This is a genomic window from Microbacterium sp. SD291, assembly GCF_017355365.1.
Taxonomy (GTDB): Bacteria; Actinomycetota; Actinomycetes; order Actinomycetales; family Microbacteriaceae; genus Microbacterium.
The window spans coordinates 16,219-40,642 of the sequence record NZ_JADIJR010000001.1 but is presented as its reverse complement, the minus strand read 5'-3'; the positions used below and the strand labels follow the sequence as shown (position 1 = coordinate 40,642).

Sequence of the window (24,424 nt, the reverse complement as noted above, 5' to 3'; positions counted from 1 at the left end):
TCAGGCCCGGGGGTCCGGCAGCAGCGACCCGTCGCGCTCGAAGTCGGCGATCTGCGCGATGCGGCGCACGTGCCGCTCGTCGCCGGGGAAGGGCGTGGCGATGAACGTGTCGATGAACGTGGTGACCTCGTCGAAGGTGTGCTGGCGCGCGCCGATCGAGATGACGTTGGCGTCGTTGTGCTCACGGGCCAGCTCGGCCGTCGAGACGTTCCACACGAGGGCGGCGCGGATGCCCTGCACCTTGTTGGCGGCGATCTGCTCGCCGTTGCCGGAGCCGCCGAACACGACGCCGAGGGCCTCGACGCCCGTGCTCCGATCGGCCACGACCGCCTGCGCCGCACGGATGCAGAACGCAGGGTAGTCGTCGACCGCGTCGTACTCCACCGGGCCGTGATCCACGACCTCGTGCCCTGCGGCGCGAAGGTGGTCCTGCAGCTGGGTCGAGAAGTCGAGTCCTGCGTGATCGGTGGCGATGTGGATGCGCATGGCTTCCATCCTATTGAGGGTGCCGGATGCCGATTCCGGCGTTACGGGACGAGTCCGGCGGCCGCCGGCTTGAAGCCGGCGCGGATGTTCTCGCAGCAGCCGGGGCGGCAGACGTCGAAGCTGCCGCCGAGGCCGGTCACGGCGCCCCGCTCGGCGAGCGGGCGTCCGTCCAGACGCTCCTCGATGAGGTCGACGATCCCGGCGACGAACGCGGGAGACACGCCGGGGGTCGGGGTGCGGACGAAGCTCAGACCAGCCGCCTCCGCGGCCTCCGCGGCCTCGGTGTCGAGGTCCCAGAGCACCTCCATGTGGTCGCTCATGAACCCGACCGGGACGACGACGACCGCCCTGCGCCCGCGCGCCGGGAGCTCGCCGATGACATCGCACACGTCCGGCTCGAGCCACGGCTGCGACGCTGGACCAGAGCGCGACTGGTAGACGAGCTCCCAGTGCACGTCGGCTGCTGCCGGAAGCGCCTGCCGCACGCGGTCCATCACCCAGGCGGCGACGGCCTCGTGCTGCGCCGCATATGCGCCGCCGGGACCCCAGTCGATGTCACGGGCGCCGGAGCGCTCGGCATCCGCGGTGGGGATGCTGTGGGTCGAGAACAGGATCTGGATCTCGGAAGCGCCGACGCCCTCCGCCAGGAACCTCTCGACGGCCTCGCGCACGCCGTTCTCGAACGCGTCGACGAAGCCGGGGTGATCGTAGAACGGCCGGACCTTGTCGATCGTGACCTTGTCAGCGAGTCCGGTCTCGTCGAGCACCCGCGCGAAGTCCTCTCGGTACTGGCGGCAGCTGGAGAAGGAGCTGTAGGCGCTGGTCGCGAAGGCGAGCAGGGTCGTGTGGTCGTTCGCCGCGGCATCCTGCACCGCCTCTTCGAGGTAGGGCGCCCAGTTGCGGTTGCCCCAGTACACCGGCAGCTCATGTCCGCGACGCGCGAGTTCGACCTCGAGTGCCGCCTTGAGCGCGCGGTTCTGGCCGTTGATGGGGCTCACTCCGCCGAAGTGGCGGTAGTGGTGTGCGACCTCCTCGAGGCGCTCGTCGGGGATGCCTCGACCGCGCGTGACGTTGCGCAGGAAGGGGATGACGTCGCCCTGTCCTTCCGGACCGCCGAAGCCGGCGAGGAGGATGCCGTCGTACCGGACGGGCGTCGTCACGAACGGTGCTCCGCCGGCAGCAGCCGCGGATGCAAAGGGAACGATTTTCGGCTCGATCGCAGTCACCCGTCCATCCTTTCACCTCCGGAGAGCGAGACGGTCCGCCGCCCTGGCGTAGGCTGTCATGGTTGCCGCGGGCGCCAACTGCGCCACGATTGCGGCTGCGTCCCCTCACCCCTGGGAGTAGAGCTGTGCCTGGAGAGAACCTCACCCGCGTCGAAGCGCAGGAGCGCCGCGACGTCATCGACACTCAGTCGTACGAAGTCGCCCTCGATCTGACGAAGGGCGCCGAGGTCTTCGGCTCTCGCAGCGTCGTCCGCTTCACGGCGACGCCGGACAGCTTCACGTTCATCGACCTGATCGCGCGCGAGGTCAGGGAGATCTCCCTCAACGGCGAGCAGCTCGACCCCAGCGACGTCTTCGCCGACTCCCGCATCACGCTGACCGGCCTGCAGGCGGAGAACGTCCTGGTCGTCGACGCCGACTGCGTGTACACGAACACGGGCGAGGGCCTGCACCGCTTCGTCGACCCGGTCGACGGCGAGGTCTATCTGTACTCCCAGTTCGAGGTTCCCGACTCCCGCCGTGTCTTCGCGGTGTTCGAGCAGCCCGACCTGAAGGCCACGTTCCAGTTCACGGTCACGGCGCCAGCCGCGTGGAAGGTCGTCTCCAACTCCCCCACGCCCGAGCCGATCGTGCACGACGACAAGACCGTCGCCACGTGGGGCTTCGAGCCCACCCCGCGGATCTCCTCGTACATCACCGCGCTCGTCGCGGGCCCCTACGAGGCCACCTTCTCCGAGCTCACGAGCGCCTCCGGCCGCGTCATCCCGCTCGGCGTCTACGGCCGCAAGAGCCTCTGGCAGCACCTCGATGCCGACTACATCTTCGAGAAGACCCGCCAGGGATTCGAGTACTTCGAGTCGAAGTTCGCAGTCCCGTACCCGTTCGCGAAGTACGACCAGCTCTTCGTGCCGGAGTTCAACGCCGGAGCGATGGAGAACGCGGGCGCTGTGACGTTCACCGAGACGTACGTGTTCCGCAGCAAGGTGACGGATGCCGTCAAGGAGCGCCGCGTCGTCACCATCCTGCATGAGCTCGCGCACATGTGGTTCGGGGACCTCGTCACCATGAAGTGGTGGAACGACCTGTGGCTGAACGAGTCGTTCGCCGAGTGGGCGTCGACCATCGCCACCGCCGAGGCCACTGAGTGGACCGAGGCGTGGACCACCTTCAACGCCATGGAGAAGACCTGGGCTTACCGCCAGGACCAGCTCCCCTCCACGCATCCGATCGTCGCGGAGATCAACGACCTGGAGGACGTGCAGGTCAACTTCGACGGGATCACGTACGCCAAGGGCGGATCGGTCCTCAAGCAGCTGGCCGCGTGGGTCGGCATCGAGGCCTTCTTCGGCGGTGTCTCGCAGTACTTCCAGAAGCACTCCTGGGGAAACACCGAGCTCAGTGACCTGCTCACCGAGCTCGAGGCCACGAGCGGGCGCGATCTCGGCAGCTGGTCGAAGAAGTGGCTCGAGACGGCGGGCGTCAACACCCTGGAGCCGGTGATCGCCGACGACGCGTCCGGCTCGATCACCCGGTTCGCGGTCACTCAGACCGCCCCGGCGGACTACCCGACCATCCGCCCGCACCGCCTGGGCATCGGGTTCTACAGCCTGCAGGACGGCAGCCTGCAGCGCACCCACCACGCGGAGGTCGACGTCGACGGCGATCGCACAGAGGTGCCGGAGCTGCACGGCCTGAAGCGCCCGGATCTGGTGCTGCTCAACGACAACGACCTGGCGTACGCGAAGATCCGCCTCGACGACCGGTCACTCGCCACCGCGATCTCGCATCTCGCCGACATCGCGGACCCCCTCGCCCGCTCGCTGGTGTGGGGCGCCGCCTGGGACCAGACCCGCGACGCGGAGAGCGCGGCATCCGCATACATCGACCTCGTGCTCGGCAACATCGGCCGCGAGTCCGAGTCGACGACCGTGCGCACGACGCTCGCGCAGCTGCGCACCGCCGCGACCCTGTACGTCGCGCCGGAGGCGCGCCTCGCCGCGCGTCAGAAGATCGCCGACGGGCTGTGGTCGCTCGCCGAGGCCGCCGAACCCGGCAGCGACAGCCAGCTGCAGTTCGTCACCGCATTCGCCGGTGCACTGGTGACCCCGGAGCATGCCGGCATCGTCGGGCGCCTGCGCTCCGGTGAAGAGCCCCTCCCCGGGCTCGAGATCGACGCGGACCTCAACTGGCAGCTGCTCGTCGGCCTCGCCACGATCGGCGCGACGGATGCCGCCACGATCGACGCGGCCCTCGCAGCGGACAACACCTCGAAGGGCGGCGAGTTCGCGGCCCAGGCTCGCGCGGCGCTGCCCGACCTCGCCTCGAAGCAGGCCGCATGGTCCTCACTCATCGAGCACCACGACGCACCGAACACGATCGTGCGCGCCGCCGCGCACGGGTTCGTGCACCCGGCAGGCGTCGCGGTGCTCGGCGAGTTCGTTCCCGCCTACTTCGACATGCTGCTGCCGATCTGGGAGTCGCGCACGTATCAGATCGCCCAGTACCTCATCGTCGGCCTCTTCCCGACGGCGCTGGCGAACACGCCCCTCCGTGACGCGACCCGCTCCTGGCTCGCCGCGCACCAGGATGCGGCTCCGGCGCTCCGCCGTCTCGTGATGGAGAACCTGGCCGACGTCGAGCGGGCGCTCGCCGCCCAGGCGCGCGACGCCGACGACTGACCCTTCGACAGGCTCAGGGACCCATGTGCCTGGTTCCTGAGCCTGCCGACATCCAGCCCGCGCAGAGGCCTGATCGTTAGTATCGGGAGTGATGATGATCCCTTTCGAGACCACCCCTGATCCAGAACCGACGGAGCTCCCCACCGTGTGGGCAGACCTGCTCGACGTGCTCGCCACGATCGGCGGCAAGGCGCTCCACGTCGCGATCATCATCGCCGCCTGCGTGCTCATAGCCTTCGCGTTGCGGATCGTCATCCGTCGCATCGTGCATCGGATCGTCGACAGCGCGAAGAGCAAGGCGGCGGTCGACGACACTCAGGCGCTGGAGCGCTCGCCACTGGCCGACATGCGGCTCGTGCAGCGCACGAGAACCCTCGGCACGATCCTGCAGAACATCGTGAACGTGATGCTCGTCGTCATCGCCACCGTGCTCACCGTGAATGCGCTCGACCAAAGCCTGCTGGGCTCCCTCACGCTGCTGACCGCCGCCGTCGGCGCCGGCCTCGGCTTCGGCGCGCAGAACATCGTCAAGGACGTCTTCAACGGCATGTTCATCGTCGCGGAGGACCAGATCGGCATCGGCGACGTCGTCGACCTCGGTCTCGCCACCGGCGTGGTCGAGTACGTCAGCGTCCGCATCACCCAGGTGCGCGATGTGAACGGCACGCTCTGGTACGTGCGCAACGGCGAGGTCACCCGGATCGGGAACATGTCGCAGGGGTGGGCGCGCGCCATCATCGACCTCGGAGTTCCGGCGGACTCCGATCTCGACACCGTCGAGCAGGCGATGCTGGAGACGGCGCAGGGGCTCGCGAAGGACCCGAAGTGGCGCACCCGGATCGTGGAGAAGCCGGAGCTGTGGGGTCTGGAGTCGATCGGCGGCGACGCCCTCGTCGTGCGGATCGTCATCAAGGCCAGGGCGAACGCGAAGGACGACGTGGCCCAGGAGCTGCGGCGGCGCCTGCGCACCGCGCTCTCCGAGAAGGAGATCGCGATCCCCAGCATGGTGGACGTGATCCCGACGGGCCTGGACGGCGCGCGCCGCGTCCGCGGGGCGAACCCGCCGAAGACCCGGCCGAACGCGGTGACGGGAGTGCCGCCGGTGCCAGAGCGCGGCATCTGGCGACGCAAGAAGACGAACGACGACGGGAGCGGGAAGTGACCTTCTACGACGAGGTGGGCGGACACGAGACGTTCGCGAAGATCGTCCACGTCTTCTACCGCGAAGTGGCCCTCGACCCTGTCCTCAAGCCGATGTACCCGGAGGAGGACCTCGGGCCGGCCGAGGACCGGCTGACGATGTTCCTGGAGCAGTACTGGGGCGGGCCGACGACCTACGGCGAGACCCGCGGGCACCCGCGGCTGAGGATGCGCCACATGCCGTTCCATGTCGACCCCGATGCGCGTGATCGGTGGCTGCGTCACATGCGCACCGGCGTGGAGGCCGCGCAGCTCTCGCCGCTGCACGAATCCACGCTGTGGGACTACCTCGAGCGCGCGGCGTATGCCATGGTGAACACATTCGAGCCCTCGGGCATCGGAGCAGTCCCCGGCGGACGGCCGACACTCGAGGCCGTGTCGGAGCAGTCACGTCAGGAATCAACGGAGAGCACATGACGAACACGCCCCTGTCCGCAGACGTCCTGGTCATCGGATGGGGGCTCGCCGGTCTCGTCGCGGCGGCCGAGTCGCTGGATGCCGGGCGTCGGGTGATCATCGTGGATCAGGAGCCGCGCACGAATCTCGGCGGGCAGGCCTGGTGGTCCTTCGGCGGACTGTTCCTCGTGGACTCGCCGGAGCAGCGGCGGATGGGCATCCGCGACTCGCTCGCCCTCGCCACTCAGGACTGGTTCGGCAATGCCGCCTTCGACCGCGCCGAGGACCACTGGCCGCGCCGCTGGGCGGAGGCGTACCTCGACTTCGCGGCCGGAGAGAAGCGCGCCTGGCTCCGCGAACGCGGCGTCGGGCTGTTCCCCGTCGTCGGCTGGGCGGAGCGTGGCGGCTACGGGGCGCTCGGACCGGGCAACTCGGTCCCCCGGTTCCACATCACCTGGGGAACCGGGCCGGGCATCGTCGCGCCGTTCGTCGCGGCCGTCGAGCAGGGCGAGCGCGAGGGCAGGGTCACGGTCCTCCCCCGCCATCGGGTGACCGAGCTGATCGTGACCGGAGGCGCAGTCACCGGGGCACGAGGCAGCATCCTCGCGAACAGCGCCGCCGCACGCGGCGAGGTGTCCTCCCGCGAGACGGTCGCGGAGTTCGTGATCTCCGCCGGCGCCACCGTCGTGTCGTCGGGCGGCATCGGCGGCAATCATGACCTGGTCCGCGCATTCTGGCCGGAGCGTCTCGGCACACCGCCCGCCGACATGCTCACCGGAGTCCCCGCCTACGTCGACGGGTCGATGCAGGCCGTGAGCGATGCCGCCGGCGCGAACCTCATCAACGGCGACCGGATGTGGCACTACGTCGAGGGCATCAGGAACTGGGACCCGGTGTGGCCAGGGCACGGGATCCGGATACTGCCAGGTCCGTCGTCCCTGTGGCTCGACGCGACGGGCCGCCGGCTGCCGGTGCCGCTGTTCCCCGGCTTCGACACGCTCGGCACCCTGAGCCATCTGCGCTCGACCGGACACGACCACTCGTGGTTCGTCACCTCGCGCCAGATCGTCGAGAAGGAGTTCGCGCTCTCCGGCAGCGAGCAGAACCCGGACCTCACCGGCAAAGACATCCCGCTGCTGCTGAGATCGCGTCTGGCGAAAGGACCAACCGGCCCCGTGCAGTCGTTCCTCGACGAGGGTGCCGACTTCATCGTCGAGAACGATCTCGAGTCGCTCCTGGAGAGTATGCGAAGCCACCCGGGCGGCGACCTGCTGGACGTCGACCTGGTGCGCCGCGAAGTCGTCGCGCGGGACAGGGAGATGGACAACGACTTCACCAAGGACGCCCAGATCGGCATGCTCCGGTCGATGCGCGGCTACCGCGGCGACAGGCTGATCCGGACGGCGGCGCCTCATCGCCTGCAGGACCCGTCGGCCGGCCCGATGATCGCCGTGAAGCTGCACGTGATCACGCGGAAATCGCTCGGCGGAATCAGCACCGACCTCGATGGCAGGGCGCTGCGTCTCGACGGCACCGTGATCCCAGGGCTGTACGCCGCGGGCGAGGCCAGCGGGTTCGGCGGCGGAGGCATGCACGGCTATCGCGCGCTGGAGGGGACGTTCCTCGGCGGATGCCTGTTCTCCGGCCGGACGGCCGGTCGCGCCGCGGCGGGCTGAAAGAGCGTGCCTAGGCGCCGGTTCCCCGCACCGCGGTGAGTCCGGTGGCGACGGGTCCGCGGGCGAGCACGTGCCCGCGGCGGAAGGCGACGCGGGTCCACCTGCCCGATCGCATGACCGGCACATCCTCCTCGCCCGAGATGAAGCCGAACGCGTCTGCGGCGAAGGCGACGCCGCGCGGCAGATCGCCGAGGTCTGCGTCCGGCTCGCCCCAGATCGCGGCTCGGAGGGCACGAACGGCTTCCTCCCCCGCGCCGGGAGTGGCACCGCGGGCGACGGCGCTGATGCCCCATTGCGCACGCTGGGCCACGAGTGACGCCGGAAGCACCCCGGTCTGCTGCCATTCGCCGCGCGGTGGCGCGATGCCGGCCCACGCGGGTGAGAGCCCCGTTTCCGGGAACTCCAGCGTGTGCTCGTCTTCCGTGGACGAGAGGGATCCGACCACGACGTCGCACTCCAGCTCAGGGTCGGCGTTCACGATGCGCATCGCCAGGATCGTCGGCGTCTGGTCGAAGAGCCCGTGCGGCGCCAGCGCGGCCGCGGTGAGGGCGAGAACACCCCGTGCGGCCTGCAGCCGGACCCCCTCGTCCGAGATGCGGGCCGCCCGTCCGATGAAGGTCAGGACGTCCTTGGACGTGTCGGCATCGGCGAGTACGAGGGTATGCGGCACGCCCTCTAAACTAGCAACGCCGGCGGCACCGCAGTCGCAGGAAGGAACACCATGCGACGCACCGATCCAGCTGGCCGACTCGAATCCGAACCGGACGCGCACGCGATCCGCACCGTGGAGCAGCTGCTGGCGGTGCTCGACCTCGACTCGACGCAGGCCCGCACCACGGAGGACATCTTCACGGGATCGTCGCACCCGATGCCCACCGGCCGGATCTACGGCGGCCAGGTGCTCGCACAGAGCCTGCTGGCGGCGGAGCGCACGCTCCCGGAGGATCGCGCGGTGCATTCGATGCACGGCTACTTCCTCCGCCCCGGCGACGCCTCACAGGGGATCACGATCGCCGTCGATCGCATCCACGACGGCCGGTCGTTCTCGACCCGTCGTTCTCAGGCGTACCAGAACGGCGTGCCGATCTTCTCGATGATCGCGTCGTTCCAGGATGCGGACCCCGGGCTGGAGCACGCCGTCCCGATGCCGGAGGGCGTGCCTGATCCCGACGCACTGCTCCGCGACGAGGACAGGGTGGAAGGACTCCCCCCTGGGACGGCGCGGATGCTCAGCGACCGCGCAGCGGACGTACGTCACGTCGAATCGCCGCTGTTCCTCCCCGGCGACGAGGGCCGCGCCCCGCAGCAGGCCGTCTGGATGCGGATGCGGGCCCCGTTGCCGGACGATCCGCGGATCCATCGTGCGGCCCTCGCCTACCTGAGCGACATGACCATCCAGGAGTCGATCCTCCGGGCGCACGGCGTGTACTGGGCGCTGCCAGGGCTCAAGGTCGCGAGCCTGGACCACGCGATGTGGTGGCATCGTCCCGCACGCGTCGACGAGTGGCTGCTGTACGTGCAGGAGTCGCCGAATGCGCGAGGCGGCCGGGGCCTCGCGAACGGCCGCATCTACGCACAGGACGGCGACCTGATCGCCACCGTCGCGCAGGAGATCATGATCCGGGTGCCCGGCGATCCTCACTGAGTGACCGGCCGGCCTGAAATGACTGGCGGGTCGGGACCCCCGGGGGAGGTGAGGCCCGACCCGCCAGAGACCTGTGCCGGCTCAGGCTGAGCCGTCGTCGGTCACGATCGTCACCAGGCCGCGAGAGCGCTTGACGTTCACTGCGCCCGACGGTTCAAGTCTGATGACGAACGATTCGGTGTTCTCGGCGACGGAATCGCCGAGAATGGTGAAGGTGATCGTCGAGGTGGTCTGACCTTCCGCGAACGTGATCACCCCGGAGGTCGGTCCGGTGACGTCGGTGCCGAAAGAGGCCGTGTCGCCTTCTTCCGCGGGGCCCGCGGTCCAGCCGACCGAGAGCGTGCCCTCGCCGGACGACCGCGTGACCGTGAGCGTCACCGTCCTGGTCGTGCCGCTGCGGCCCTCCGTGACCGACGCGTCGGAGATCGAGACCGCCTGCAGGGCCGCGGGCGCTCCCGTGTAGGCGTCGTCATCCGTCCGCATGCGGTACTCGTCGGCGGAGACCACTGCTCCGGCGCCGAGTCCGAACACTCCCTGCCTCCCGTCGCCGAGCGGCGAGTTGAAGGCGAACGATGCGAGCACCTGACCGTTCAGAGTCACTGTCACGACCGTCGCCTTCAGCACCACGTTCAGGGTCAGCATGGAGCCTGAGACGATAGTCCTCGCGATCGCCCTGTCCACGACCCTGGCACCCCGGGCGACATGCCCGATGAGGATGCGCTGGCCGGCGACGTCGACGGCGACGAACTTGTGATCGGATGCCGAGTACCAGTCGAAGACGAATCCGGTGATGCCGACGGCCTGCATCCGGGCCTCGAGCTCGACGTAGCTCGTGGCGTCGAAGGAAGGCACCCCGGTGTGCCCTGCCGGCACGACTCCGAGCAGCGAGATCGCGGTGCCGGTGGCATCCGCCGTGCCGGTGAAGCGGCCGTCCTGCGTCGTAGTCCAGGTGCCGGTCTGCGCTTCCGACTGCATCTGCGGCGTGCCGTCGAAGTACTCGGTGCGATCCACCGTGATGGCCGGCGCGATGACGGTCAGGGCGATGTTGTCGAACCATCCTCTGGCCTGATCCGATCCGAACCCGGCCAGCCCCTTGTTCAGTGCGACCTGGTCGCCGTTCAGCACACGCGGGGCGAAGGTGTGGGACAGCGCGTTCCTGCCGTTCACGGTCACCGTCACGACGAGCCCGTTCACGATGACGTCGAGCGCGTAGTACGTGCCGGCCTTCACGCCGCCGGGAACGGTGCCCTGCGCGAGTGCCGCCCATCCCCAGCTGGCGCGCTGCCCGATGACGAGCTTGTTCGTCGACTGGTCGATTCCGGCGAACTTGAAGTCGGTCGGGCTGAAGTAGTCGAACACGATGTAGGCGTTCGCCTTCCACCCGCCGGTGGGCTTGTCCATCGAGATCTTCGCCGACAGCTCGTAGTAGACGCTCTTGTAGGCGTCGGAGTACCAGACCGCGATCGCGTCGCCGCTGGAGTCCGCGGCCGTGACCTTGAGGACGCCCTGCTGCACCGAGAAGATACCGGAGTCCGTCGCGAAGCCCTGCATCGTGCCGTCGTTGAAGTCGGACCCGCGGAGCGTGTCCCGCCGCCCGCCCGGGATGTTGCCCGCCTGCGGGTCGGTCGGGCCGCCGGTCTGCGTCTGCCACTGTCCGTGATCGTGCTGCGTGATGAGACCGAGTTCGCCGAACGGCTCGCCGTTGCGGATCTGCTCCGTGCCCTCGTCGCTCCAGCGGGTGAGATCCGCGCCCTGGCTCCTGCTGAGCGCGTACAGGAACTCGGGCAGCTGGGGCTCCACCTGGCGACTCACGGTCGCGATGCCGAAGGGCGAGAACGGCACGATGTACGAGTTGAACTCGCCGACCCAGTCGATCAGGCGGTCGCCGCCGGTGTTCCCGATCAGGATGTCGAGGCCGGCGCCGCCGAACACGCGATCCTGGAAGCTCGAGTTGACGCCGTCCGGGGTGTCGTTCAGCCAGGTGTCGCCGGTCTGCGTGCAGGTGCCGTTGGACTGCATCATGACGCAGCCGGAGTGCAGATCGTCATCGGCCTGGTGGAGATCGTTGCCCCACCCGCCCCACAGCGTGTCCTTGCCGGTGCCGCCGACGAGCCAGTCGTTGCCGAGGTCGCCGAAGATCATGTCGTCGCCGTCGGACCGCTGCGTGCCTGTCGTGGCTGTGCAGCTGCCCTGGTTGTCGACGGCGATGCAGGCGGTGACGTGGTCGCCGGTGAGATCCTCGTTGTTGAGGAACCACTGGTTCGGGAACAGCGCCCGTTCGGCGCTGCCGGTGCAGGTGTGGCCGCTCGGCGACGTGGAGGTGCAGCGCCAGACGGAGCCTGCGCCGTCGAACAGGATGGCGCGGCGCGGGTCGTACTCGTCGTACAGGACGAACTCACCCAGTCGCAGCTCGTTGTGGTTGTTGGCGTGCCACGGGTTGGTGTCTGCGCCGAAGTGCAGCACGTCGCCGGGGTTCCACGGGTGGGCGAAGTCGATGTACTCGAGGCCGATCGGGTCTCCGTCAGCGTCGAAGTGCTGCGCGTAGCCCGAGGCGCCGCCGACGCCGATCGCCTCGGCTCCGCTGATGGCGTCGTCGCCGGCACCGCCGTGGATCCAGTCGCCTCCCCAGCCTCCGAAGATGATGTCGTCGGAGTTGTTGGCGTCGAAGGTCGGCTGGTTGGCGACGTGCTGCTGGCTCTGGTTCGTGTCGGGGCCCAGGTTGTAGACGGTGAGGTCGACGCTCTTCACGAGGGCTCCTGCGACGTTGATGGTCGCGGTCTGCACCTGGCCCGGCGTGTAGATGTACTCCCCCAGCACGTCGCCCTGGCTGGTCTTCGTGTCGGGGTCGACCGTGCGCAGCCGGCGGACGCCGTAGAGGGGCTCGGCGAACTCGGTGCAGATCGCGGTCGAGGCGACGGAGCATCCGGCGTTGCGGCTGGTGAAGATGCGTCCGTCGTCGCCGAGGATGCCGTCGGAGCCGGTGCCGCCGGAGATCCAGTCGTTGCCCCAGCCGCCGATCAGATCGTCGTTCTGGGCGTCTCCGAAGAGGATGTCATGGTCTGCGCCGCCGTACACGGTGTCGGCGCCGGTCTCGCCGTGGACTTCGTCGCGTCCGCCGATCTGGCTGGTCTTCCACGCACCGGCCGACGTGTCGAGCACACTCGAGCAGACGGGCTGCGTCACCGAGTCGTGACAGTCGGCGCCCGCGCCGGGTCCGAACTCCTCTGGGCGGTAGTCGGGGCCGCCGACCGTGTAGTCGAGCAGGTGCACGCCCCGGACGACGATCCGCTGGGAGCCCGCATCGATTCCCCCGTGAACGTCGTACACGAAGGTCACGTAGTTCGGCCCGGGCGTCGGCGCGACGCCGATCGACCCCGTGTTCGCGTTCCCATTGACGTCGACGTGGGCGGTGCCGACGATCCGGATGATGCGTCCGTTGTCGCCGATCATCGTGTCGGAGTCGCGTGCGTCCATGTCGTTCGCGGGCGTCGCGTCGGCCAGGGAGCCGCCGGTCCCTGGAGTGCTGGCGAGGGCGCCTGCACCCGTGGTCTGGTCGTTGATGCCGATACGGGTGCCGGCGCCGCCGAACAGGATGTCCGCACCACGGTCGTGACCAGGCAGGTAGGCGCCGTTCGGCGCCGGAAGCCCGTCGGGGCGCATGTCGGGCGTGTCGAGGCTGAAGAAGTCGCTCGACCCGCCGACGAGGTCGTCCTGCCCGAGTCCGCCGAAGATCACGTCGTTGCCGGCGTTGCCCTCCAGATAGTCCTGCCCGTCGGTCGCAGCTTCCACCGCAGCGACGACCACGAGCACGCCGGTGTAGTCGCACACCATGGAGCCGGCGGCGCCGACGCAGCCGAGCGGGGTGCGCGAGGCGCCGACGTGGATCGCGGCGGTGTGGTCGTCGATCCAGCGGCGGAAGGCGCGGTCGATGTCACCGTCGCCCTGCATCACGTCGTCGCCCAGCTGGCCGAACAGCAGGTCGTTCGCCTGTCCGCCTGCGAGGTGATCGTTGCCCCAGGTGCCCGCCCACTTCGCGCCCGCGTCGGAGGCGAAGTCGTGGAACAGGTCCGTCACGTCGTACTCCGCCCACCACGGCGCGCCGTCGGGGTCGCGGTACGGCCGAGGCGTGCCGTCGACGAGCAGATGTCCGGAGGTGTTCTCCGTGGGCACCGGCGCGCCGTTGCACAGATTCGCGGCGGTGAGGATGTCGCTGCGGCTGTAGAGCAGCGTGCCGCACAGCGTCTGGAACCGGCCGCTGGTCCAGTCGCCCGGTGTCCGGACGAAGAGGACCGCGTCGCCGAACACGATGTCGTCGGACTCGTCGCCGTCGGCCATGTCGTTGCCGGCGCCGCCGACCAGGACGTCACGGCCGAGCCCGCCGAAGATGATGTCGTCCGCGCCCTTGTCGAGGTTGACGCTGCGGATCGCGATGACCGTCGAGAGCGCGGTGGTCTGGATCTTCTGCGGGCGCTGGTCCGGCTCGTTCGGGTCGGCGACGTCCTGGTCGACGGCTCCGTGGTCGCCGAAGACGATGTCGTCGTGGGCGCTCTCGGGCTGCGTGCCGGCGTTGATGACGAGTGTTCCGAGGCCGAGGCCCGGCGCGCCCTCTCCGAAGAGGACGTCGTGGCCGGCGACCAGCAGGTCGTCGACGATCCCGGCGACACCCCCGACGATCGGCGTGAGCGTCGTGCCGTTGGGGATGAACCCGGCCTCCGTCACGGTCGGGCGCGGGCTGCGGTTGATCGTCGCGATCTCCAGCGCGCGCGTCAGCACGTCGACGTTGACGCCGGAGTCGCCATAGATGTGGTCGACGCCGCGCTGCCCGCGGACTTCGTCGTCGCCGGACCCGCCGGCGAGGTGGTCGCCGGCCTGACTGCCGATGATCAGGTCGTCGCCGAGGCCGCCGTAGGCCGTGAAGCCGACCGTGGGCAGGTTCCCGGGCGCGACGTCTGCGAAGAGGCCGGAGGCGTCGATGATGTCGTCGCCGCTGTGGTCGAACGGGTTCGCGAGACCGAAGATCCACTCGTCGTCCTCGTTCTCGCCGTCGGGGATGTGCGTGAACGGGTCGAACGGCTTCGGTCCGAACTCCATGCCGAGGTTGTCGCCCGGGGTGCCCGAGTACCAGACGCCGTCCTGAGTGGTGTCGCCGTAGACGACCAGCGGTGAGCCGGGGCCCGCGGTGCGTGACTGGTCGCACGTGACCGGGTCGTCGAGGATGCCGTCCGGCTGGGCGGCGACCTTGAACAGCAGGGCGGATGCCGCGCGGTTGCAGACCGTGATGATGTCGCCGCCGATCGCGATGCCGTCGGACTGGATGTACTCGTCCCAAGCGGTGAGGGTCATCGTGACGGCATCCCAGACCGCCACCCCTCCGGCGCCGAGGTGCATGCTCGGCGCCCACGCCGTGTTCGCGAAGGTCATCACGCTGCCTGCGAGGGCCGAGACGGTGAACGGTCCTGCGAAGGCGCTGATCCGCACCTGCATGCCGACCTTGAATCCTGCTGCGGCCCAGCTCACTCCGTCGGTGCGCGTGAGGCTGGAGGTGCGCACCTGCACCGCCGTGATCACCTCGATCTTCACCGGTGCGGCGACGCGGACGTCGGTCGCGGCGGTGCCGGCTGGCAGCGCTCCGGATGCTCCGGGCAGTGGCCCGCTCAGGATCATGATGGAGCCCATGCCGCAGCCGGGGAACGGGTCGGCGTACGGGCACTGCGCGAACGGCAGGTCCTGGAAGCCGAGGATCATCCTCGTGAAGCTCTCCCCCACGAGCTGAACGTGCTGGAAGGCGTGCAGGTAGGGGTTGCCGGCGTAGTAGCCGCTGCCGGGGAGCAGCCCGTTGAAGGCCCAGTTGAGACCGTCCAGGCGGGTGAGGACGAGACCGGCGCCCGGGAACGCCGTCAGCTGTGCCGCGCCGGGTGCGCTGCGCTGCATCTCGAACACGGTGCGGATCGGAGTGTTCCCGCCGCCGTGCACTGCGGTGAGGCCGCCGTGCGGGCCGGGGACGAACACCGTCCGCGGCGTCTGGCCGCTCGAGGGCAGCAGATCGCCTCGATCGAGCGTGAGGGTCCTGCCGTCCGCGGAGATTCCGATCAGCCGCCACTGACCGGTGACGTTCGCGATGCGGACGAGCTGCCCGACCACGAAGCCGTCGGTCAACCAGCTGCCGGACGAGCGCGTCACGGTGCCGCCTGCGGCCCCGCCGGCGATCACGACCGGGATCGTGATGGTCACAGGGACGTCCTGGGCGATCACGGTCCGAAGGGCGGATCCGGCGGATGCAGCGCCCGAGAGCAGCTGGAGGTACATGACCGTGTTGTCGGTCGTGTCGTCGGGATCGTCGTCCCCGAAGCCGACCACGCGGAAGGTGCCCGTCATGCCCGTGATCGTCACCGGCTGGCCGATCAGGAAGCCCTGCGCCTTCCAGTCGAACGGAGCCGAGCGCGAGAGCCTGTGAGTCGAGCCGAACTGCCCTGCTGAGGCATCGAGAGTCACGGTTCCGGTGAGCTTGACCGGAACGTCGGGCTGCAGGGTGCCCTGGATGTCGAGTCGGTCGTTGCCGGAGCCGAGGAACAGGTTCAGCACCTCGATCGTGCTCTTCCCGCCGTCGGTCGCGTATTCGCCGTCCACCAGCGACACGGAGCCGAAGCTGATGCCGCCGGGGAAGACCTGAGGCTCGCCGAAGGTCTCGTCCTGGCCGCCGCCGTATGCTGCTCCGAAGTCGAGATCCTTGGCCATACCGAGGCCGCGGAGCGTCGTCGAGGTCAGCACGCCCCAGTTGTGCGCCACGCTGCCGTCGCCGTAGATGTTCAGCACGTCGATCTGCTTGGACTCGGGCGCCTGCGTGGCGATCGCGAAGAGAGGCCCGTCCTGCTCCCCCGGCAGCTTGAGTCCGAGTTCCAGCGAGCGGTCGGCTCCGGTGACGCCGCCCTCGACCGCGAGCGGTCCGCGCAGCCGGCTCAGCAGGTGCTGCGATGCCGGGAAGTTCTTCACGCCCTGACGCACGATCGGCTGGTAGTAGCCGAGGTCGGCCTCGAGTTCGACGTACTGGTCCGCGGACCAGTCTGCGGCGGTGAAGGTCACCTGGGCGGCGATCCGCACCACGGTGAACGAGCTGCCGCTGATGGCTGCGAAGTCGTCGTAGGACACCGGACGGAACTCGAGCTGCTGGTCGTGCGCCGTATTGGTGCCGCGGATGTTCTGGATCTTCGCGCGGATGCATGTGCCGAACCCGTCGCAGATCTCGACCCACTGCCCCTCGAGGAACCCGTCGGCGAGCCAGCCTCCTCCCGACCTGGTGAGTCGGTGGTGGCTCAGTCCGTCGTCGCCGATCGCGGTGCCGAGGCTCGCCTGGCCGTCCCAGATGCCGCGGCGCGTGAGCACGTTGATCGACGTTCCGGAGACGCTGGCGCCGGAGCATCCGCTCAGTGCCGTCGTCACCGTGAACGACTTGCCGTCCACGCCGACCGTCGCGACGGTGTACGTGCCGGCGCAGGCCGCGAACCGCACCCGCATCCCGGGGGTGAGTCCCTCATCGAGGAAGCTTCCGGTGTCGCTGCCGTTCGCCCTGGTGATGGTGGAGCCTGCGAAGAGGAGGTTGCCGAGGAAGATGCGCGAGGGGATGTCGCCGCCGATCTCCACGTAGTCGACGGGGGCGACGGCGGTGCCGCCGATCGAGACGACGTCGACGAGTCCGTCCGGCGTGATGATGACCCGCACCGTGCCGGTGGGCGTCGTGGTCAGGCGGATCCAGTAGCCGTCGGTGAGGCCGGGGATCGAGCAGGCGGCGTCGCCGCACTGGACGACGACAGTGTCGGTTCCGGTCGGGATCGTGACGACCTGGGCCGTCTCGTCGTCGTACACGAGGACGTCGCTGCGCTGCGCGCCAGAGCGGAGGTTCGGGAACCGGTAGGAGGTGGTCGCGAACTCCTGTCCCCACGTGATGACCGCTGTCGTCGGGTCTCCCGGCTCGGGGTTGTTCCGCGCCTGCAGGATCAGCCGCACCGGGATGTTCCAGTTCGTGCCGTCGAAGGTCAGCAGGTAGTACGTGCCGAGCACCGCGTCGACGATCTTCGTCCAGCGGGAGCCGAGACCGGGATCGAGGATCTGCAGGATGCGCTGCGAGTCGGCATCCATCGTGATCCTGACCGTGATGGTCAGCGCGCCCGGGTCCTTCGCGAGCTGCACGAGCACCTCGTCGAGACGCTGGTCGAGGGGTGCGCCCTCGATCACGATGCCGCGGTCGTCGAGGACGCAGTTCGCGGTGTTCGAGGTGCAGGCGGCGGAGGGCTCGACGTGCGTGACGTAGACGCCGGGGGTGTCGTCGTCGTACACCCGGACGTTGACCTGGCGCACGGCGGCACCGTGGAACTCGGAATCGGCGATGGGGTCGGCGGCGATCACGGAGTGCTGCACCACGACCGTGCGGTCGCCTTCGGAGCGGAGGTCGTCGAACGCCCTGACGTACACGCGCTGCGGCGCGTTCCAGTTGCCGGCGTCGAACGCCAGCACCACCGCGCGGCCCGCCTCGTCGACGAGGACACCGTTTCGGACGTAGTGCCGCTGGAAGTCGCCGATGCCGTTGCACTGGTCGCCGTACGGGAAGGTGTCGACGCACAGCCAGATCGTGTCGGCTTCGCCGTCGGTGAGCCCGAACCCGGTCGGGTTGTCGAAGGTGTCGCGGGCCTCCTCGTCGGGCGAGAGCGCGGCGGACACCGTCACGTACACGTTCGAGGTCGGAGCGTGACTGAGCTCGACGGTGTAGAAGTCGCGCTCGGTGATGGGTCCGCCGGTGGTGCCCTCGCGCACGCTCGTGGACGAGCCCTGCTCCTTGATCACCACGACGCCCGACTGCGGTGTGGCCAGGTTGTACGGGACACCGTCGACGACGATGCCGTCGTAGCGCGGGTCGTCGGAGAGCACGATGTGGTCGACGGCACCCGAGAGACCCTCGAGCTCGCGGGTGACGATGTCGGCCGTGACGTCGCCGGCGACCGAGATCTGATCGGAGCCGAGCCCGCCGATGACGCGGTAGGCGACCCCGAATGCGGTGGAGAGGACGAAGAACTGGTCGTCGCCCTCGAGCCCGTCGACCTCGATGATCTCGATCGTCGAGTACTTGACGTTCAGGCCCGCCCCGTAGATCGCCCTGTCGGTGATCACGAAGTCGTCGGCGAACTCGGTGCCGAGCACCACGAGCTTGTCGAACCCTGTGCCGCCGTCGACGTTGACGGGGGCGTTGACGTTGTACTGGACCTCGTCCTCACCGCCGCCGGCGCGGATGTCGAGCGGCCGGTTCGTGGAGAAGCCGAGGCCGATCACCGGCACCGCGACGCCGTTCGCGTCGAGCGGGATGACGTCGTCCTGCCACATGGTGTGGTCGAGGTCGACGTTGCTGCCGGCCGCGTGGCTGTACGTGATGTGCGCGTCGGCGTTGTTGCAGACGTTGTCGCCGTTGTTGTCGTAGCGGACGTAGCCGCCGGAGAGGACGCACTGCCCGTCGTCGGCACCGTCGGCCGCGTCCTGCGGGAACACGCCGCCCGCGGGCCGGTAGTCGACGTCGGTGAGCCCGCAGCCGGCGATGCTGTCGGCGTTCGTGTCGCAGACGGCGGCGATCGCGAAGGCCCGCACGATGAACAGGTCGTTGTCGTCGTCGCCGTTGAGCTGGATCTCAGCCTGATTCGAGTACACGATGAACCGGTCGTTGCCGGTGCCCCCGGTGGCGAGCAGCGGTGCGTGGGCGCCGGGGCTGAGCCAGCCGCGGGTCGTCGGCACGAGCGACGGGAACGTGTCCGCCGTGAGCAGACCGCCGCCGTCCGGCGCGGCCTGGCTGTCGCGCTGCGTGCCGAAGATCTGGCCGATCTGGAAGGAGTCGTTGCCCGCGCCGCCGTCGAGGGTCATGGTGGCCTGCGTGTCGTCGACGTAGAACGCGTCGTTGCCAGCCATGCCGAAGACGGTGATCCGGCCGTTGAGGGCGCGATCGTAGTTGATCCGCTGGACCATGGCACTCGGCTCGTTGCCCTGGATGCGGTCTCGGTAGAGGCCGATGCCGCCGTCGGGGTTGCCGTTGCCCGCGAGCAGGGCGATGAAGGCGGGGTGATCGGCCTGCTCGCTCGGCGTCGCACAGGTTGCCGGGACTCCGGCGTTCAGTGCGAACGGCGACTGGTTGTCGATGCAGGTGAGGGCCCGCAGCAGCCAGATGTCGTCGGTGGCGCCGTTCGGGCCGTTGAAGCCGGCGGCGGTGTTGTCGTAGCCGAACACGTCGAGCTCGTCGACGCCGTCGCTCGCGGGGCCGGTGTCGAGGACGTTGATGACGTAGTTGCGGATGCTGCCGTGGCTGCCGTTCGTGTAGACGGCGTAGTGGTCGGTCTCGCCCTGGCCGTCGAGCGTGAGCGTGTGGCCGGCTCCGACTCCGGACTGCAGGCCGGTCGGGCTGGTCACGACGTTCATGGACTGCAGGAACCAGACGGTGATCTCGTCCTCGCCGTCGGCAGTGCCCGAGGCGGAGGTCGCGTTGCCGTGCACGACGGTCTTGGCGCCGAGGAAGATGTAGCCGGCGCTCCCCCAGGTCGTCTTCGCGCCGGGCTGGGCGGTGTCCAGACCCGAGGGATCGCCGAGCTGGATGGTGTCGACGTCGCCGCCGCCCCATACGTTCGTCTGGCGGCCGGCCACGGGGTTCGCGGTGGTGGGAGCACAGCCGCCCATCGGCTCGTCTCCGGGGCCGCCGGCGGTGACGACGCAGTCGGCGATGAGGCGCCCGCGGAGGATCATCGAAGTGCCGTACTCGGAGCCGATGCCGCCGGTGTCGGCGTTGCCGAAGTCGCCGCGGATGTCGATAGACAGGTTCGCGAGGATCTGGCTGTTCTGGTGCAGGGTGACGTCGTCGCCGACCCGCAGCTCCACGCTGCCGGTCTCGGCGAAGATCGTGCCGTTCGGGACGACGCGCGGGGCGTCGGCGTCCGAGTTCGGTCCGCGGGTGCTCGATTCGGCGAACCGCGCGGTGCCGCTGTGGATGAGGTAGAGGTCCTCGTCCAGCTCCGCCGTCTCACGGACGGTGATGCGGATGTTCCCGGTGAGGGAATGCGCGAGCACGAGCCGCAGATACGAGTCGGTCTCTGTGTAGTGGATGCCGCCGGTGGCTTCGAGTCCGACGTCGTCGCCGGTGGCGGCGAGGGCCGGGTCGGAGGTCCCGGTGACGGGGTTGTTGCCGCAGTTGAGGTACGTGCAGCCGAAGGGTGGCGCACGACCGGAGTCCACCATGATGTCCTTGGACTGCAGGCCGATGGAGCCGCCGTTCGCGTCCATGTCGACGGTGTCGCCGCGGACGTTGTCCTGGGTCTCGTCGACCTTGGCGTTCAGGATGGAGCCGCCGACCGTCCGCAGCGAGACGTTGCCGGTGATGACCGTCGTGCTGCCAGCGGTGAAGACCTCCCAGATCGGCATGTCGCCGGTGAGCTCATCGAGGTGGATGCCGGCCGTCAGCGCGTCGTCCCCGTCGACGTCGTAGGCCCGGAGCACGCCGTCGGAGACGTCGTCCCAGGTGGGGTCGAGCACCGCGGTGTCGATCTCGAGCCAATCGCTCGGCAGTCCGATGCCGCCGCTGCCGCCGTCTTCGCCCGCGTGCATGGTGATGTTGATGCCGGTGACGTCGATCGTGGCGCGGCCGTCGGCGTCGAGGATGCGCATCGGCGAGTGCAGCTCGACGTCGCCGTTCGTGGAGTGGATGTGGCCGACCAGCATGTCGCCCGCGAGCTCCGTGGCGGTGATGTCGCCGTCGGTGCGGATGAAGATCTGCGCGACGTTCACGAGCATCCCAGGGTCGTCTACCGGGCCGCTGTGCGCTCCGCCCGTCCAGGCGACGTCGGTGCTGACGACGATGTCGATCCGGGTGTCCGGCGTGCTGTCGGCGGATGCCGTGTGCGCCGCGCTGTCGATGGCCGTCGTGAAGCAGGTCTTGGGCTCTTCGCCGCCGGTGGTGACGTGGCAGATGTCGATGTCGTCGCCGGCGCGGACCTCGGTGAAGTCGTAGGTCGAGTCGATCTCGCCGTCGTCGTCGGTGCCGAGCGCGCGGAGGATGTGCGCGAGGTCGGCGTCGGAGACGTCCGGGCGGAAGTGGGTCTCGTACTGGCCGGATCCGGTGCCGCAGTCGCCGGGGTAGGCGCCCGCGCAGCCGCCTCGCTCGATGGAATTGCCGTCGTTGATCGCGGGTGCGTAGGTCGAGGGGAACGCGAAGCCGTAGTACGTCGAGGTGGCGGCGGGCTCGTACAGGTCGACCACGACGAGCACCAGTGCGCTCTTCCCGTCGCCGTTCTTCGAGTCGTTGAGCACGACGTCCACGTCGTCGCCGGCGCGGATGCGGTCGATCACGACCGTCGCGGTCGTGCCGAGCGCGGTGTCGGTGCGGCGGAAGTACGTGAGGTCGACGACGACGTCCTTGCCCGCGTCGAGGGTCACCAGGGGCACCTTGTCGCACGGGGCGCTGCCTGTGCAGAAGTCGGGGTCGGGGTGCAGGTAGTGGACGAGCTCGATCTCGATCGGGTTGCGCACCGGATCGGGGTTCTGGTGCGTCGGGCTCTGGTGTCCGATGCTTCCGTGCGGGGCGTCGATATCGATGATGTTCGTGCGGATGATCTCGTGGCCGCTGCCGGAGAGGATGTCGCCCGAGGCGCCCCAGATCTCGGTCTCGCCCAGCGGGTTCTCGATGTAGTCGTCGAGGCGGATGAACGGGTTGCGCACCGGGCAGGTGAACGCGCACGTGTTGTGGATCCGCACGAAGGTCGGCGGGAAGGTGTACTCGATGTCGAAGTCGAACGTCGTGTTCGGGTCGTTCTCGGAGAGGGACGCGTTCGCTGCGGCGCCGTTGTTCCAGATCTCGTCGACGCGGATGTCGATGCGCGGCGGGTTCTGCGTGTTCACGACGTCGATGATGTTCGTGACGAGGTTGAGGCTGGAGGCGTTGATGATGCGCACGAAGTCCCACGTCTGCTGGAACTCGAAGCGTCCGACGCCGCCCCAGACGTTGCCGTCGGGCCCGCCGATCAGAGACAGGTCGTTCGCGAGGAACCGGGCCCTGGCGCCGTGGTCGTAGACGATGTCGTCGACGGTGATCGTCGTTCCGGTCAGGGTTCCCTGCGTGTGGGTGTCAGTGAACGGGTTGTCCTCGTAGCAGTGTCCCGCATCGTCGCAGACGCGCACGTTGACGATGGCCGTGATGGCGCCGTTGGCGTCGACCTCGAGGATCGGGTTGGGCTCGCCGAGCATGATCACCCGGACCTCCCAGAAGATCTCGCGCCGCAGTGCGGAGTTGTTCCCCTCCTCGTCGCCGTCGTTGCCGAAGTCGAGCAGGCCGCCGGAGGTGCTGGCGTGCCGCCGCATCCGGTTGATCTGGTCGTTGACCTGCACGGTCAGATCCGACGTGGTGATCACTGCGAGGCTGCGGCCGACGACCTTCGCCTCGAGGGTCGGGTAGATGCGCGCATACGAGTCGGTGTCGCCGCCGCCGCAGTCGCACTCGGCGAACGCGTCGGAGTTGAAGTCGACGCCGCGCCACTCGGCGAGGATCGCCGTGTCGACGTGCCCGGTGATCGTGACGTTCGCGAGCAGCGTGGTGCGGGTGAAGCCGTCGACATTGATCTCGGAGTCGGCGTCGGAGTCGGCGCCGAGCGCGATCGCGTAGGTGTAGGTGTGCGCATAGGCCTTCGCCGAGTCGACGAACGCGCCGACCTTCACGTGACGGCCGGTCAGCGCGCCGCCTGCCTCGGTGAGGGTGTCGGCGTCGTCGGAGCCCGTGCCGATGAGCACGTTCGCATCGGTCTCCGCGGAAGCGCCGAGGCCGCCGACATCGGCCACCGAGTCGGAGAATCCGTCGAACGACGTGTGCGACTCGACGGCGAGCCGGTCTCCCGCGACGAGGGTGCCGTTCGTGGTGGTCTTGGTGGAGTATCCGGCGCGGGCGTCGGTGGAGCCGAACGAGCCGCCGACGAGGCCGCCCTGCTGCGTCGAGGCGACGACCTTGGGCCGCAGGTCGCTGTGGGCGGCGATCGTGAGGTCGTCGGTCGCCGTGATGGTGACGCCGGAGGAGATCGCGATGTCGTTGTCGACGATCGTCGTGGCCCGAGCATCCGAATCGCCGATGGAGATCGCCCCGCCGCCCGCGTTGCCGGCGATGCCCTTGGCCTGCGCGGTGGCGTGCGTGGTGATCGTCACGTCGTCGCCGACGATGGTCGCACCGGTCTGCAGCGTCACGCTCACGGTGACCGTGGTCGTCGCGCTCGAGCTCGCGGTCGAGACGTTGATGGCGCCGCCGCCACCGCCCGCGGCCGTCGCGGACACGACCCCGTCGTTGGAGCTGGCAGCGCCCGAGGGGCCTCCGATGCCGTTCAGCCGCTGGATGCCGCTGGTGGCGCCGATCTGGAGGATGAGGCGCTGGATCCCGCTGCCGCTGCCGGTGAGGTCGACGCCCTCGAGGCGGAAGATGTGCGGGAATCCGCCGCCGTCCGAGATGTCGATGGCGCCGCCGCCGAGTGTGTGCGAGAGCTGGAAGGTCGAGCCGTTCGCCCCGACGACGTAGTAGCCGTGTCCGTCGTCGAGGTTGCCGATCTCGAAGTCGGTCACCGCGTGCAGGAAGTGCCCGACGGCCGCGTATGCGGGTGTCGTGTTCGGGGTGAGGCTGATCGCGACGACCGATGCGCTGCCGACGGCGCCGTCGTCGCCGCCGACGCCGCCGGAGAAGGAGCTGTTGCAGACCCCGTTTGCACCGAGGGCGATGCCGCGTGCCCGGCAGTAGGTGGTGGCGAGACGCAGGTGCTGGCCGTCGACGCGGATCACGTAGTAGGTGCTACCGCTGCTGAGACCGCCGATCGCCTTCGACGCATCGGTCGCGACGTACTGCACCGGTGTGCCGCTCGAGGGCACGGTGTCGTCGATCGTACTGTTGCCGTCCTGGTCGAGGCTGACGTTGATCGTGTTCCCGCTCACCGCGACCGAGGAGAACGATCCGGCCGGTGGGGCCGTGTGGTAGGTGACGTACTGACCGTTCGTGAAGCCGCCGGCGATGCGGTTGTCGGTGCCGTCGATGTCGCCGGAGACGATCACCTGGGGGGCGTTCAGAACGTCGACGCC

9 protein-coding genes (1 of these 9 cut by a window edge) are annotated in these 24,424 nt (G+C 69.1%); 5 read left to right on the top strand and 4 right to left on the bottom strand.

The window, feature by feature from the left end; genetic code table 11:
- Complete coding sequence (locus tag IPV10_RS00045) at positions 1-486, bottom strand: ribose-5-phosphate isomerase (RefSeq protein WP_207479064.1); 486 nt, start codon at positions 484-486, stop codon at positions 1-3.
- A 41-nt stretch (positions 487-527) separates the two neighbouring features.
- Positions 528-1,712 carry a ferrochelatase gene (locus IPV10_RS00040; protein ID WP_207479062.1) on the bottom strand — a complete coding sequence of 395 codons (1,185 nt, stop codon included), beginning with the start codon at positions 1,710-1,712 and terminating at the stop codon, positions 528-530.
- 125 nt (positions 1,713-1,837) lie between these two features.
- Here IPV10_RS00040 and pepN point away from each other — a divergent pair, with 125 nt between their 5' ends.
- The 4 genes from pepN to IPV10_RS00020 all read left to right on the top strand — a co-directional run bounded on the left by pepN (position 1,838) and on the right by IPV10_RS00020 (position 7,662).
- A complete protein-coding gene (pepN, locus tag IPV10_RS00035) occupies positions 1,838-4,390 on the top strand; it encodes an aminopeptidase N (protein WP_207479060.1) in 2,553 nt (850 codons plus the stop codon).
- A gap of 91 nt (positions 4,391-4,481) precedes the next feature.
- Positions 4,482-5,552, top strand: a complete 1,071-nt coding sequence (locus tag IPV10_RS00030) for a mechanosensitive ion channel family protein (protein WP_207479059.1) — start codon at positions 4,482-4,484, stop codon at positions 5,550-5,552.
- Entirely contained in the window at positions 5,549-6,007 is a 459-nt protein-coding gene (locus IPV10_RS00025) for a globin (RefSeq protein ID WP_207479057.1), read from the top strand. The genes IPV10_RS00030 and IPV10_RS00025 overlap by 4 nt, the downstream gene beginning before the upstream one ends.
- Positions 6,004-7,662, top strand: coding sequence for an FAD-binding dehydrogenase (locus IPV10_RS00020; RefSeq protein ID WP_207479055.1), 1,659 nt, complete (start codon positions 6,004-6,006; stop codon positions 7,660-7,662). The genes IPV10_RS00025 and IPV10_RS00020 overlap by 4 nt, the downstream gene beginning before the upstream one ends.
- A gap of 10 nt (positions 7,663-7,672) precedes the next feature.
- Here the strand turns inward: IPV10_RS00020 and IPV10_RS00015 are convergent, their stop codons facing one another.
- Positions 7,673-8,332 carry a hypothetical protein gene (locus tag IPV10_RS00015; protein ID WP_207479053.1) on the bottom strand — a complete coding sequence of 220 codons (660 nt, stop codon included), beginning with the start codon at positions 8,330-8,332 and terminating at the stop codon, positions 7,673-7,675.
- Between the two features lie 51 nt (positions 8,333-8,383).
- Between IPV10_RS00015 and IPV10_RS00010 the strand changes: the two genes are divergently transcribed.
- Complete coding sequence (locus IPV10_RS00010) at positions 8,384-9,307, top strand: acyl-CoA thioesterase II (RefSeq protein WP_207479051.1); 924 nt, start codon at positions 8,384-8,386, stop codon at positions 9,305-9,307.
- Positions 9,308-9,388: 81 nt separating this feature from the next.
- On the opposite strand, the gene IPV10_RS00005 is transcribed toward IPV10_RS00010, so the two are convergent.
- A protein-coding gene (locus tag IPV10_RS00005) for a Calx-beta domain-containing protein (protein WP_207479049.1) crosses the window boundary here: on the bottom strand, positions 9,389-24,424 show its 3' portion. It continues 16,107 nt past the right edge of the window; only the last 15,036 of its 31,143 coding nucleotides appear in the window; its start codon lies beyond the right edge, outside the window; it ends in the stop codon at positions 9,389-9,391.

What these genes read in the sequence shown, in the direction of transcription:
- IPV10_RS00045 (WP_207479064.1), bottom strand. Translation starts at nt 486, where the DNA reads ATGCGCATCCACATCGCCACCGATCACGCAGGACTCGACTTCTCGACC.
- IPV10_RS00030 (WP_207479059.1), top strand. Translation starts at nt 4,482, where the DNA reads ATGATGATCCCTTTCGAGACCACCCCTGATCCAGAACCGACGGAGCTC.
- IPV10_RS00020 (WP_207479055.1), top strand. Translation starts at nt 6,004, where the DNA reads ATGACGAACACGCCCCTGTCCGCAGACGTCCTGGTCATCGGATGGGGG.
- IPV10_RS00010 (WP_207479051.1), top strand. Translation starts at nt 8,384, where the DNA reads ATGCGACGCACCGATCCAGCTGGCCGACTCGAATCCGAACCGGACGCG.